This is a genomic window from Pedobacter africanus (assembly GCF_040548825.1).
Classification (GTDB): Bacteria; Bacteroidota; Bacteroidia; order Sphingobacteriales; family Sphingobacteriaceae; genus Pedobacter; species Pedobacter africanus_A.
The window spans coordinates 1397712-1410976 of record NZ_JBEPSL010000001.1 but is presented as its reverse complement, the minus strand read 5'-3'; the positions used below and the strand labels follow the sequence as shown (position 1 = coordinate 1410976).

Here is a 13265-nt window from a genome sequence, read left to right as displayed (position 1 = left end):
AAAATCCGTGCTTTCGACCAGAATTCCAGATATATGGCTCTTTTATTGCAATATCCTAAACCCGATTTTTGCTGATGAATAAAAAATAATTTTTATGGTCAAACGGGAAATCAAGTGTCCGCATTGCTGCCAATGGACAGTATGGCAGGAGCAGTTACAGGATCGCTGCAAGCATTGCAATGGATTGCTAGAACAGGAAAAAATCAACAAAATTGAAGCTCTGGCATCACAAAGGAAGCTGAAAGAAGAAATTGAACAGGCCAGGATAGCACAACAAAATCCTTTTTTCAGAAAAGTAAAGCAATATACTGCTACCATTTTCATCGGCTTTATCCTGGTGCTTACCGCAGTCATTGTCCTGGCTGCCGGCTGATGAAATGGCTATGGGTATTTCTGACCATTTACCTCAGCATCTATCTTGTAAAAACCACTGGGTATATTTTCCCTCCGCCCATACAATATTACCTGGCTGATCTGCTTGCTGTTCCGGTAGTTGCCGGACTGTCTATGTGCTTTATGAGGTACTTAACGCAAAACAAAAACTGTATACTAAAAAGCTGGCAGGTTATTTTTATTCTGATTTTATTTAGCATCTCATTTGAGTGCTTGTTGCCGCTTTTTATGAAAAGATATACCGGAGATGTGGTAGATGTATTGTTGTACTGCATGGGTAGTTTGTTTTTCTGGAAAGTAATGAATAAACCACCGGGGTAGAAAGTTTTTCCGTCCTGATAGCAATTTACTAAATTGCAAGGCCTTTTAACGCATCGGCACATCAAGAACCCGGCAGCGCAATATGAAAAAAATACTCCTTTTTATCTTACTGTTCATTTCAATAACCGGTTTTGCCCAGCAAAAATATACGGACATACAAAACAAAGTGAAAGCGGCGGTACATACCTATTCAGCTAATGACACCAATTATAAGTTTCTGACAAAAATGCTTGCCAGCTTTGAAAAAGCTAAAAAAATAGGTCTTTCCAATTTCTCAAAAGATCATGTGGGGATAGCGATAGTACTTTCAGAAGAGAACCCTGAGCTTCTTATTTATCCTGCAAAATATACTTTCAATAACGATAAGATCAACATTTCGGCTATCCGGTCAAAATCAACCGGGGGCTTAACTGAAAACATGAAAGCCTACGTTCAGAAGTACCTCTATAAAATAGAGGAAACGGGCAGCACAAAATTTTTCAGATCGCTGGTCTTAAACAGGCCCGTAACAGAGGGGACATCTACACAGAATGCGAATGAATTTATTGTTGATGAACCAAATTCCTTATCCTTTGTGCGCGGAGATGAAGACTGGATGCATATCGTTAGCATCGACAGGCAGTACAAGACGCTTGACAGGCCCCGGATCATTCTATATACTTTTAAGCTCAGCCTTGGTGGAAAGGACATTTTTAATACGGAGAACACTATTGATGATATAGAACAGAGGCGAACCACCAGGCTCGACAATGAGCGCGCCGATAAAGAAAAGTATCCGCTATTTCATGATTTCAGAACAGATGACATCCGCAGGTTACTGCAGGAACTGGTACTGAAGGAACCTTTTAAATCGAACTTGGACCTAAAAAAACATATAGAAAAACTAGACACCAGGATTACCCGCTTTAACCTTGGGGATTATACGGCCCAGTTTAATTATTTTTTAAGCTTAGACTTTTCTGCGCTCAGAAAAAAAGAACCCTTTGAAATAAACGAATTCCTGAATATACAGCATTTATCGGCACATGCCCTGGCCGATTATTACCTGTCGCAGGCCAATTACAGCCAGGCCATTGATTTTTATAAAAAAGCTGCATTCGATTTTCCCTATGAAGTATCGAGCGGGACAGACTTTATAAAAGATATGGAACGCATCATTTATGACCTTTCAAAAACCTGCTACAAAGCTGGCAGAAAGGATGAGGCCTATGGCTATTTACTGGGATTGATCATCGACAGTCAGAGAAATGAAGCATTGGCCACCAAAGACCTGAAAGCCTATCTGTTACAGGAAAAAGAGGATCTTAAGCAGTTTAAAGGGGATCTGGACAAGGCGATGAAAACCATAAAAACAGACAGGAAGAACCACAGCTGTACGCTTGTATTCAGAAATAAAACCGTATTCTTTTATCCCCTTATGGAGCAAACTGCAGCAACGTACCAGCAGCAAATAAAAAAGACTGATTTTTATAACTTTTTAAGCCAATAGATTTAACCACCAATTCAGTTGGTGGCGAAAATCGCTTTCCTTCCAAGCAAAATAATATAAAAAAAGCAAGGAATTATGTAAAGCGATATATGCACCATTATGCCATATTTACCACTTGTTAAAAGTAAATTACAAACAAGCAGATCCGGATGAAATTAGCCATCAAAAATATGGTATGCAACAGGTGTATTTTAGTAGTGGGACAAGTGCTTGAAAAGATGAATCTAATCCCTGATCAAATACAGGTAGGAGAAGTTGAGTTGACAACAGACCTCTCTGATATACAACTCAGTTCTTTACGTCTCCAATTAGCCAATGAAGGTTTTGAATTGCTGGATGATCGTAAAACCATGATCGTTGAAAAAGTAAAAAACATCATTATTGAGACGATTCACGGTACAGACAAAGTAAATATTAGTGTTAACTTTTCACATCTCATCCAGCAAAAACTACTTATTGAATACAATTATATCAGTTCTTTTTTTTCAAATACAGAAGGCATTACTATTGAACAATATATCATCCTGCAGAGAATTGAGCGAGCTAAGGAACTTTTGGTTTACGACGAACTTTCACTTGGTGAAATTTCGCATAAATTGGGATACAAAAGCCTTCAACATCTATCCTCCCAGTTTAAAAAAATCACAGGTTTAACACCTACGCAATTCAAAAATATAAAAGAAAACAGGCGCAAGCCATTAGACCAGTTGTAAATTCTGTAAATGTTTCGCCTAATAGTATAACAGTCTTTCCTGCACCCTATTCTATTTTTGAATATATTTTTTGTGATGAAAAGGAACCATAAATTACTTGTTAAAGGGATGGTCTGTAACCGGTGTATTACCGTGTTGAGTGATGAACTGTCTAAACTGGGTTTAGATATTTCGAGTATCAATTTAGGAGAGGTCATATTAAAAGAGAGCAATAAAACTCCTTTTGACGAAAAGACCTTAAAAATAGTTCTTCAAAAGAATGGATTCGACCTGTTGTATGACAAAAATGAACAGCTGATCAGCCAGATCAAACTTGCAGTTGAACGCGGTATCAATGAACAATCTGAAACAGGAAGTCCGGTTAAATTTTCAAAACTAATTAGCGAAGAATTACACAGAGACTACAATTCGCTAAGTGCCATATTTTCGCTTACACAAGGCAACACACTTGAAAAATACATCATCTTAAGGAAAATTGAGAAGGTAAAAGGACTGTTGGTTTATACGGATCAGTCATTAACCAATATAGCAAATATTATGGGCTATAGCAGTGTAGCCTATCTTTCACGACAATTAAAGCAATACACAGGATTCGACTTCGCATATTACAAAAGAATAAGACGGGACAAGCTTGCTGTTATACAAAGAAGCCTTAAACACAGAAACCAATAACACGAATTTTCCCGATTTCCTTACACCCGGCCAAAAACCGGGTGTTTTTTGTTAAAACAGACCTCATAAATTCTATAACTCTTACCTGCAATAGTATAAAGCTTAAAACGAGCCTTAAACTAATTTTACATAGATAAAAACAACTATTTGTTCCACGATTATTTATCCTGTCATGTTAAAAAATACAAATAAACTAAATGCTGTTTTCCTTCAGGTAATCTGCGGTATATTACTGATTTCCTGTAGCAATAATAAAGCAAAAACGGAAAAGCAAACCGCAGCCCCGACAGCTGGCGTCAGCAAATTACCTGTTGACGCAATTGTCGTAAATGAGGAACCACTGGATCAGGAAGAAATGATTGTCGGTACCATGGCGCCTTACCGGGAAGTTGCCATCGTTAGCGAAATCTCGCAGAAAATTGTTCAGGTTGCTTTTCAGGACGGAGAATTTGTCGAAAAGGGACAATTGCTTTATAAACTAGATGATGCTGACCTGAATGCCAGGTTAAAGGGTTTGAATTCTGAGTTGAAACTGGCTCGTCTGAATGAACAAAGGATAGGCAATCTGCTAAAAACCGAGACTGTAAATCAGCAACAATACGACGAAACAGCTGTAAAACTGCATTCGCTGGAGGCTCAACGGGAACTGCTCCAGGTAGAATTGAATAAGACTGCAATAAAGGCTCCTTTTTCAGGAAGGATTGGTATTTCGAATGTAAATCCTGGCGCTTTTGTATCACCAGCTATGGAACTGGTGAGTTTGCAGGACCAGGGCAACATTAAAATAAATTTTGATGTATCGGAAAAATACCTGCCTCTCGTTAAAACCGGAGGCAAGATTAATTTTACCACTACCCTTTCCGATCAGGAATATACAGCCGTAGTTAAAGCGACCGAACCGGGACTTAACGCACAAAACAGGGCGTTGAAGATACAGGCGGTAACTGATAACCCCGGGGGAAAGTTCCGGTCGGGTTTATCTGTGAAGATTCACTTCCCTACATCGAAAAAAAATGCGAAAGCGATTTACCTGCCAACCGAAGCGCTCATCCCCAGCGGAGAGGGATATAGTGTTTTTGTTTTAAAAAATGGCCTGGCTAAATCAATGCCTGTTCATATCGGCAACCGAACTGAATCCGCAGCCATTATTATCTCCGGTTTACACAATGGCGACAGTGTCATTGTGTCTAATCTTCTTCGCCTTGGCGACGGTATGCCGGTTCAGTCCGCTGTTTCCAAATAATCTGTTTCAAATCTACAATCATGAGTTTATCATCATTAAGTATAAAAAAGCCGGTCCTTGCCGGTGTGTTTTCTGCCTTTATCGTTATTATGGGTATTGTTGGCTGGAAATATCTGGGGGTTAGGGAATATCCCCTGACGGAACCTCCGGTGATTTCGGTGGTTACCTATTATCCTGGCGCCAGCCCTGATGTAATTGCTTCCAAAATTACCAGGCCTATGGAAGAATCTATTGCCGAATCCAATGGCGTCAGAACAATTTCTTCTGAATCCAGGGAACAGGTAAGTATAATTTCTGTAGAGTTTAACCGGGATGTGGATCTGGAGGATGCCTTAAACGATGTTCGTGATAAGGTGGCTAAATCCAGAAAACAACTTCCTGCGGATGTGGACCCGCCTGTTGTTGAGAAAGCATCTTCACCGGACAATCTGGTTGCCTTTTTAGAGGTAGAAAGTGATACCAAGGACATCAGAGAAGTAAGCCATCTCGCCGCTACAGTAATCAAAGACCGGATGCAGTCCATTCCGGGTGTAAATAGTGTTGCTGTGGTTGGTGAACATAAATATGCCATGCGGTTACGATTTGATCCTACCAAGCTGGCAGCATACATGCTTACCCCTGAAGACATCCGGCAGGCATTATTAAGAGAAAATCTTGATCTGCCTTCGGGAAGAATAGAGGGAGTTAACAACGAGCTAAGTGTTCGTACCCTCGGCCGCTTAACTACAGTAACCGATTTTAATGAAATGATCATTAAGCGTGAGGGCAACACAGTGGTGCGGTTAAAAGATATCGGATCTGCGAAATTGGGAGAAGAAAACGAGCGGACAGCGATTATAAATGAAACCGGCAATTTAAACCGAATTGGAGTGGGTATTGCTGTCCAGATCCAACGGGGTGCCAATGCCATTAAGGTGGTGGATGAATTTCATAGGAGATTAGCGCAATTGCGCAAGGAAATCCCCAGAGAATACCGGCTGATTATCGGTTTCGATTTCACCAGTCCGGTACGAAAATCTATTAAGGAAGTAGAAGAAACGCTTTTTATAGCCTTTGGCTTGGTAGTGCTGATTATCTTTCTTTTCCTCCGCGACTGGCGGTCAACCATTATACCTGTACTGGCCATTCCCGTCTCAATCCTGTCAGCATTTTTCATTATGTATGTAGCTGGCTTTTCTATTAATGTACTGACACTATTAGGCCTGGTGCTTGCTATAGGTTTAGTGGTTGATGATGCAATAGTAGTGTTGGAAAATATCTATAAAAAAATAGAAGAAGGCATGTCGCCAATTCAGGCTGCGTTCAAAGGTTCCAGGGAAATCTATTTCGCTGTCATCTCTACTACCATTACCCTGGCCGCCGTTTTTATGCCCATTATTTTTATGGGTGGCATCAGTGGTCAGCTGTTTAAAGAATTTGCCATTGTCGTATCTGGGTCGGTACTGGTATCTGCTTTTGTCGCATTAACGCTGTCGCCTATGCTTAGCGCCCTGTTGTTAAAAAAGAGCGATAAGCCAAACTGGTTATACCGAAACACAGAGCCATTTTTTATCCGTTTAAATAATGGATATGCGAATCTGTTAACCTCCTTTATGAAACGTCGTTGGTTAGCTCCCCTATTTTTAATAGGCACAGCCAGCCTCATTTATTTTGTAGGAAAAAAATTACCCTCCGAGCTGGCGCCGATAGAAGACCGGTCTAACATGAGTTTGATTGCAATAGCCCCGGAGGGCGTCTCTTTTGAATATATGCAAAAACGAATGACCGAAGTAGGCAAATATGTTAACGACTCTACTGGCAGCAGACTTTATCAAACCTATTCTATGGTGGGTATTTCCTTTATTCCGGCACCCGCGCCGGTTAATATTGCTGTTCAGAGCATCTACCTAAACGATCCCGAGAAAGGTAAAGCCACTGCCCTGGATTTATACAATCAATACGGAATGGCATCGGCCAGGTTCAAGGGCTTCCTTTTATTTCCTTACCTGCCCCCTACAATCGGAACACGTTACGGTGGCGGTATGCCTGTACAGTATGTGCTGCAGGCGCCAACCCTCGATAGTCTTAAACAAGTGCTTCCGAAATTTCTGACTGCCGCACGACAGAGTAAAAAACTGATGTTTGTAGATGCTGATCTGAAAATCAATAAACCTGAACTAAAAATAAATATAGACAGGCAAAAAGCAGCGTTAATGGGTATTTCTATACAGGAAGTATCCCGGGCTTTACAGCTCTCGTTCTCTGGCCAGCGTTATGGTTATTTTCTACGGGCAGACAGGCAATACGAGGTGATCGGTCAGGTAGATCGTAAATACCGGAATGATATCAGTGACCTTCGTTCTATTTATGTTCGTTCGGCAGCCAACCAGATGATCTCTTTGGATAACCTGGTGAGCATTGAAGAAGGGATTAGTCCGGCTGCGATTTATCGCTATGACCAATATACTTCGGCCTCCATTTCTGCAGGACTGGCGCCGGGCGTAAGTCTGGCTGAGGGCATTGAAGAAATGGCACGCATCAAAAAAGAAGTATTGAATGAAAACTTTAAAACAAGTTTAGCCGGTCAATCCAGAGATTACGAAGAAAGTCAGGGCAATATCGCTTCTACATTGATCCTGGCCTTGTTACTGGTATATATGATCATGGCTGCACAATTTGAAAGCCTCCGTGATCCGCTCATCATTATGCTCACTGTACCAATGGCTGTAACTGGTGCAATTCTTAGCCTGTACTGGTTTAACCAGAGTTTAAACGTTTTCAGTCAGATTGGAATCATTACCCTGGTAGGACTAATCACCAAAAATGGTATCCTGATCGTAGAATTTGCCAATCACTTGAAGGATCAAGGACTTTCGAGCTATGATGCCGCTATACAATCAGCGATACAACGCTTCCGGCCAATTCTCATGACCTCACTGGCCATGATATTCGGAGCATTGCCAATTGCCATGACCGTTAACAGCCGTCAATCGCTTGGAATTGTCATCGCAGGAGGATTGACCTTTGCGGGCATACTCACCCTCTTTATTATCCCCGCAGTTTATTCTTACCTGTCAGGTACCAGGCGTAAGGAATTGATGGAAGAAGAAAATGAAGAAACGGAATCAGCTATTGCTGACCCATTAAAACAAAGATAATGAAAACGAAATTTTTAAATATACTACTGGCTTTGCTCCCCTTGTTTTCAGGTAAAACGCTATATGCACAGGAGAAAACGTTAACGCTTGCGGAGGCCCTGGCACTGGCCGCAAAGGGCAATAAGGAACTTCAGATACAGACACTGGAAGAAATTCGCTATAAAGAGATTACCAGGGAAACACAAAGTCGTTTGCTGCCCAATATTTCGGCAAATGCCGTTTATTCCCGTTACTTTGACCGTCAGGTCATCTTTCTCCCGGGCTCCTTTGCCGGCACCGATAAGCCTGTACAGGATGTTGCGGTGGGAGGAAAAAACACCTTCAATAGCTTTTTTTCGCTCACACAACCCTTGCTTATGGAAAGTGCGCGCCGCCAGAAACAAGCAGCAATGATCAATGAAAAAATTCAGAAAGAGAAAACAACTGATCTGCAGAGCCAACTGGCATTTCAGGTCTCAGCCGGTTATTTTAATTTGCTGTTGATGAGTAGTCAACTCCGTTTACAACAACAAAGCTTGTGGAGGAATACCCGGGCTCTGGAAGATACAAAAGCTTTGTTTGCGCAAGGACGAGGCTTGAAAGTAGACACCTTAAGGAGTTATATTGCGGTTGAGAATTTAAAATCGTCCATATCCTATTTGCGCAACAACATCGAGGTAAACGGCATTCAGTTAAAAAAATTGATTGGTTTAAATGAGGACGTGGAAATAAAACCGACTGACAGCCTGAATATCGGGTCTGAGCAGGCAGAATTTCACATGCTGGATCATGTTTTAAAGACCGCCGAACTGAATCGTCACGACATCAGATTACAAAAGTTATCAGTTGAACAGGAACAAAAACAATTGTCTGTCAACAAGTCGCAGCGTTTACCTCAGGTTTCAATTATAGGGCAATACCAGTTGCAGGCACAGGCAGATAACCTGAGTTTAGGTAACTATGCCTGGCCACGCACTTCATTTGTGGGATTGCAGCTTACAGTTCCGGTTTTCAACGGAAACCGGACCAATGCTCAGATCAACCAGGCCAGGATAAAAGTAAGGCAGGAAAAAATCAGACTGGATGATCTGCGGGAGGAAATGAATGCTGAATTGGCTGCCATTATCAGCAGATGGAAAGAAGCTAACGCACAAGTAATTGTCCAAAAAACAACAGTAGAAGCTACGGAGTTAAATTACAGGATGATGAACGACCGTTATAAGAATGGATTAAGTTCGAGGTTAGAATTAGCAGATGCTGAACTGTCATTGACGCAAAGTAAGATCAATTATTTACAGTCAATCTATAATCTCAAGGTATTACATGTTCAGTTACAACGATCCCTGGGCTTGTTAAAATTATAGATAAAACTCTATAACATATTCCGGTAATAGTATAAAATCCGGCAATCAGTGTTGTCTAATTTTGGGTATAAATAATAAAAAATATGTCTAAAGATACAACACAACAAATAGTACAAGCGCTGCCCTACGCTAAGCGATGGGCAGCGCTTTCTTTGCTATGTATGGCCCAGTTCATAGTAATCATGGATACATCGATCATAGGAGTTGCATTGCCTGCCATTAAAACCGATCTGGGTTATTCGCAAACAGGCCTTCAGTGGATATTTAATGCTTATGTAATCGTTTTTGGTGGCTTTCTACTTTTAGGTGGCCGCCTGTCTGACCTGTTTGGTTCACGCAAAATTTTCATGTGGGGCTTTGCCATTTTAAGCGGTTCTTCTCTTTTGGCTGGCATGGCCTGGTCGGAAACAGCCTTAAATACCGGCAGGGCACTGCAAGGTCTGGGTTCTGCATTCATAGCGCCAGCAGCCCTGACACTGGTCTTAACTAAATTTACTGATCCTAAAGAGCTGAGTAAGGCCCTTGGCTTCTGGGGGGCTGCAGCTGCAGCCGGAGGATCGGCCGGTGTATTCTTCGGCGGCGCCATTACCCAATGGCTTTCGTGGCAATGGGTTTTCCTGATCAATATACCTTTAGGTTTGGTTGTTCTTGTTTTGAGTCCTAACTTATTGCTGAAAGGAACTACACAAAAAGGAAAGGTAGACCTTCTCGGTGCTATCCTGGCTACGGCTGCAATTATGCTAACGGTTTATGCCATTGTATCAGCCGAAGGCTTAGGCTGGGATTCAATTCAAACCCTCGGACTTCTGGGCACAGCGATAGCGCTGTTTATTGTTTTCCTCATCGTGCAGAAAAATAACAGGGAGCCGCTTGTACCCTTATCCATTTTCAGGGTGCCAAACCTTTCGGCAGGGAACCTGGTAATGGCTCTGATGGCGGGCGCATGGATCCCTTTATGGTTTTTTCTTAACCTCTATTTACAGCAGGTATTAAATTATTCGGCTTTTAATAGCGGCCTTGCACTACTACCAATGACTTTTGCCATCATGATACTGATGATGGGAGTTACCGGAAAACTGGTGGCAAAATTTGGTTTTAAAGCACCGCTGATCGCTGGGTTTATAGCACTTACGGCTTCACTCGTACTTTTCAGTAATGTTCCGGTAGACGGGTCTTTTATCGTCAACGTATTACCCGCATCATTGTTAGGTGCAATTGGTATGTCGCTGGCTTATATTCCCGGAACTATAGCTTCCATGTCGGGTGCTAAACCACAGGAAACCGGACTCGCTTCCGGCCTGGTGAATACCAGTTATCAGATTGGCTCAGCGCTAGGCCTGGCGATTATAGTTGCCATCGTGGCGGCAAAGGCTGATGTATTGAAAACCCAAAGTGTAACGGATCTGAAAATACTAAACGAAAGTTTCCGAACCGCATTCAAATCTGCAGCTGTGGTAAGTGGTGTTGCTGCATTGGTTGCTATTTTCGCCATCAAAACCTTCAGGTAACCGGACCATGAAAAATCGCAAATTTATCTGGCTAACACATGAGTTGATCTGGGAGACAAACGATACAGTGACCATTGTGTTTAATACGAACGGATCAACATTTAAATATTTGCCAGGCCAATTCGTTAATGTGTACCTGGTTATAAATGGTGAAACATTAAGCCGTTCTTATTCTTTATCTTCTTCACCCGACACAGACCCCTATCCAGCCATTACCGTAAAACGGATAAAGGCAGGATTGGTAAGTAATCATCTGGTTAATTGTGCTGAGCAAATCTCTGAATGGGAAGTAGAAGGACCTTTCGGTTCATTTGTTCCGGTGCAAAGTAGCTATCAAAGTAATCATGTTATACTATTGTCTGGAGGAAGCGGAATAAGTCCACTGCTGTCTATTGCTAAATCATTGTTAGCCAGATCAAATGATGTTCGACTTACTTTAGTATATTCAAACCGCAATTGGTATGATGTGATCTTCGCTGATGCGATCGAAGTGCTGGCCTTGCGATATCCGGAACGGATGACCCTATACCATGCACTATCCGGGCATAGCGAAAACAACCTGCCTTTTGCAGGCATCTTAATAAAGGAAAGATTGAGCAGATTGGTTGTCAAGAAGCTATTGAAGCAAGCGGCTGCTGAAAAGCTTTCAGCAGCCCAGTTTTTTATTTGCGGCCCCAATGGGTTAATGAAAATGTATCAGGAAGTACTAGAGTCTTTAAAGGTTCCTGAAACGGGAATTTTCATGGAACAATTTACCGCTCATAATGAACCTGGTGAACAGAAAAACCTACCTGAAACCCCACATGAAGTTCTGGTGCATTTCTACGAGCAAACCCATTTAATTATAGTGCCCCCGGAAACGAGTTTATTGAGTGCAGCACTCAAAGAAGGTATTTCTTTCGGGCACTCCTGCAAATCAGGAACCTGTGGTTCCTGTATCGCCATATTAACCTCAGGCAAGGTTAATATGGTTAAGAATTATGCTTTAACGGCAGATGAAGTGGCTAAAGGTATGATCTTACTGTGCCAGAGCTATCCTTTAAGTGAGGATGTAACCATTGAGTTTGACTGAAATTTTATAAAAAAATGCAGCAATAGTATAATACCGCTACCCACTACATACAATAGCTTTGTATTACAAAAATCATTAATTATGAAACTACTCGGTTTAGACATCAGCAATCTGAAGGACGGTTATTGCATTTCGACAGTAACACTTTTCCTGTTAAATACTCCGGGAACATACCTGATCGCTGTATTACCCGGCATTATGGTAGTTTCTTATGAACCATTGTTAACGTCTGCCGAAAAAATAATCAGATCTGTAACTGGTTTGGGATATAAGATTAAAAAAATAGTTCAGCGAAATTCATTAACACAAATATTAACTTCAATGAAAACCTTAAAATTTAAAACGAACATCAAATGTGCCGGATGCCTGGCAAAAGTTGCCCCTAATCTGAATGAGGCTGCGGGAGAAGACAATTGGGAGGTGGACATTCATACCCCTGGAAAAATATTAACCGTTATGGCTGATGATTTGGATGAAAGCACTGTCATCTTTGCCATCAATGAAGCCGGCTTTATCGCAGAAAGTGTAAATTGATCCTGCCGCGGATTGGCTATTCTAGGTTAGAATATTTTACTAATATTTTTAGCAAAATTTATAATTTATACCTATATTTGCTATAGATTATAAATACCGTGGAACAGCTGGCAGATAAAAACAGGATCATTCAAAAGTTGCAACAGGACATCCTCCTGTTGCAGGGATTAGCAAAATGCCCCGGCAGCCAGCATCAGGATATGGGCCTGGGGCCAATACAAAATGCTTTTCCCGGCCAGGTATTCCCTACCGCAGCAGTACATGAATTTATAAGTGACAATGGACCCGATTGTGCTGCTACCAATGGCTTTATTTCGGGCTTATTGGGTAAACTGATGGGCAGTAACGGCACCTGTGTCTGGATCAGTACCAACCGCAGCATATTCCCTTCTGGACTGCCTGCCTTTGACATCAGGCCTGAACGGATCATCTTTATTGACCTCAACAGGCAAAAAGATGCCTTATGGGCCATTGAGGAGGCCCTGAAATGCAAGGCCCTGACAGCGGTTGTAGGCGAAATTAAAGAACTGAGCTTTACCGAATCCCGAAGGTTGCAGCTTGCCGTAGAAAAAAGTAAGGTGACAGGTTTTATCCATCGCCACCAGGCCACAGCAGCAAATACGGTTGCCTGTACCAGCCGCTGGAAAATCAGCCCGCTGCCCAGCATTTTGCCAGAGGGTATGCCCGGCGTTGGCATCCCCAGCTGGAATGTTGAGCTTCTTAAAGTAAGGAATGGGCAGCCCGGCAAATGGCAGATAGAATGGTTTGAATACAGTTTCAGGCATCAGCACGTGAAGGAGCAGGTGCTACCGGAAATCCAGAAACGACAAGCCGGATAAT

The 13265-nt window shown here is 41.9% G+C and carries 12 protein-coding genes; all 12 read left to right on the top strand.

Going from position 1 to position 13265, the window contains the following annotated elements; translation table 11 throughout:
- Positions 1 to 94 precede the first annotated feature (94 nt).
- Positions 95 to 373: a hypothetical protein gene (locus tag ABIE26_RS05780; protein ID WP_310139034.1), complete on the top strand. Its 279-nt coding sequence runs from the start codon at positions 95 to 97 to the stop codon at positions 371 to 373.
- Entirely contained in the window at positions 373 to 714 is a 342-nt protein-coding gene (locus tag ABIE26_RS05775; protein ID WP_310139038.1) for a hypothetical protein, read from the top strand. Before ABIE26_RS05780 ends, ABIE26_RS05775 begins: the two co-directional genes overlap by 1 nt.
- A gap of 82 nt (positions 715 to 796) precedes the next feature.
- Positions 797 to 2203, top strand: a complete 1407-nt coding sequence (locus tag ABIE26_RS05770; RefSeq protein WP_310139040.1) for a hypothetical protein — start codon at positions 797 to 799, stop codon at positions 2201 to 2203.
- 149 nt (positions 2204 to 2352) lie between these two features.
- On the top strand, positions 2353 to 2916 hold the full coding sequence (locus ABIE26_RS05765; protein WP_310139042.1) for a helix-turn-helix domain-containing protein: 564 nt from the start codon (positions 2353 to 2355) through the stop codon (positions 2914 to 2916).
- A 75-nt stretch (positions 2917 to 2991) separates the two neighbouring features.
- Positions 2992 to 3588 (top strand): helix-turn-helix domain-containing protein, encoded by a 597-nt coding sequence (locus ABIE26_RS05760; protein WP_310139045.1) that lies wholly within the window; start codon positions 2992 to 2994, stop codon positions 3586 to 3588.
- Positions 3589 to 3760: 172 nt separating this feature from the next.
- Positions 3761 to 4831, top strand: a complete 1071-nt coding sequence (locus ABIE26_RS05755; RefSeq protein ID WP_310139048.1) for an efflux RND transporter periplasmic adaptor subunit — start codon at positions 3761 to 3763, stop codon at positions 4829 to 4831.
- A 20-nt stretch (positions 4832 to 4851) separates the two neighbouring features.
- Entirely contained in the window at positions 4852 to 7968 is a 3117-nt protein-coding gene (locus tag ABIE26_RS05750) for an efflux RND transporter permease subunit (protein ID WP_310139051.1), read from the top strand.
- On the top strand, positions 7968 to 9311 hold the full coding sequence (locus ABIE26_RS05745) for a TolC family protein (protein WP_310139052.1): 1344 nt from the start codon (positions 7968 to 7970) through the stop codon (positions 9309 to 9311). Before ABIE26_RS05750 ends, ABIE26_RS05745 begins: the two co-directional genes overlap by 1 nt.
- An 83-nt stretch (positions 9312 to 9394) precedes the next feature.
- Entirely contained in the window at positions 9395 to 10819 is a 1425-nt protein-coding gene (locus ABIE26_RS05740; RefSeq protein WP_310139053.1) for an MFS transporter, read from the top strand.
- Positions 10820 to 10826: 7 nt separating this feature from the next.
- A complete protein-coding gene (locus ABIE26_RS05735) occupies positions 10827 to 11891 on the top strand; it encodes a flavin reductase family protein (RefSeq protein WP_310139056.1) in 1065 nt (354 codons plus the stop codon).
- Between the two features lie 81 nt (positions 11892 to 11972).
- Complete coding sequence (locus ABIE26_RS05730; protein WP_310139061.1) at positions 11973 to 12425, top strand: hypothetical protein; 453 nt, start codon at positions 11973 to 11975, stop codon at positions 12423 to 12425.
- Positions 12426 to 12523: 98 nt separating this feature from the next.
- Entirely contained in the window at positions 12524 to 13264 is a 741-nt protein-coding gene (locus ABIE26_RS05725; protein WP_310139063.1) for an ImuA family protein, read from the top strand.
- Position 13265 lies beyond the last annotated feature (1 nt).

What these genes read in the sequence shown, in the direction of transcription:
- ABIE26_RS05730 (WP_310139061.1), top strand. Translation starts at nt 11,973, where the DNA reads ATGAAACTACTCGGTTTAGACATCAGCAATCTGAAGGACGGTTATTGC.
- ABIE26_RS05765 (WP_310139042.1), top strand. Translation starts at nt 2,353, where the DNA reads ATGAAATTAGCCATCAAAAATATGGTATGCAACAGGTGTATTTTAGTA.
- ABIE26_RS05760 (WP_310139045.1), top strand. Translation starts at nt 2,992, where the DNA reads ATGAAAAGGAACCATAAATTACTTGTTAAAGGGATGGTCTGTAACCGG.
- ABIE26_RS05750 (WP_310139051.1), top strand. Translation starts at nt 4,852, where the DNA reads ATGAGTTTATCATCATTAAGTATAAAAAAGCCGGTCCTTGCCGGTGTG.
- ABIE26_RS05740 (WP_310139053.1), top strand. Translation starts at nt 9,395, where the DNA reads ATGTCTAAAGATACAACACAACAAATAGTACAAGCGCTGCCCTACGCT.
- ABIE26_RS05745 (WP_310139052.1), top strand. Translation starts at nt 7,968, where the DNA reads ATGAAAACGAAATTTTTAAATATACTACTGGCTTTGCTCCCCTTGTTT.
- ABIE26_RS05770 (WP_310139040.1), top strand. Translation starts at nt 797, where the DNA reads ATGAAAAAAATACTCCTTTTTATCTTACTGTTCATTTCAATAACCGGT.
- ABIE26_RS05735 (WP_310139056.1), top strand. Translation starts at nt 10,827, where the DNA reads ATGAAAAATCGCAAATTTATCTGGCTAACACATGAGTTGATCTGGGAG.
- ABIE26_RS05755 (WP_310139048.1), top strand. Translation starts at nt 3,761, where the DNA reads ATGTTAAAAAATACAAATAAACTAAATGCTGTTTTCCTTCAGGTAATC.
- ABIE26_RS05780 (WP_310139034.1), top strand. Translation starts at nt 95, where the DNA reads ATGGTCAAACGGGAAATCAAGTGTCCGCATTGCTGCCAATGGACAGTA.
- ABIE26_RS05775 (WP_310139038.1), top strand. Translation starts at nt 373, where the DNA reads ATGAAATGGCTATGGGTATTTCTGACCATTTACCTCAGCATCTATCTT.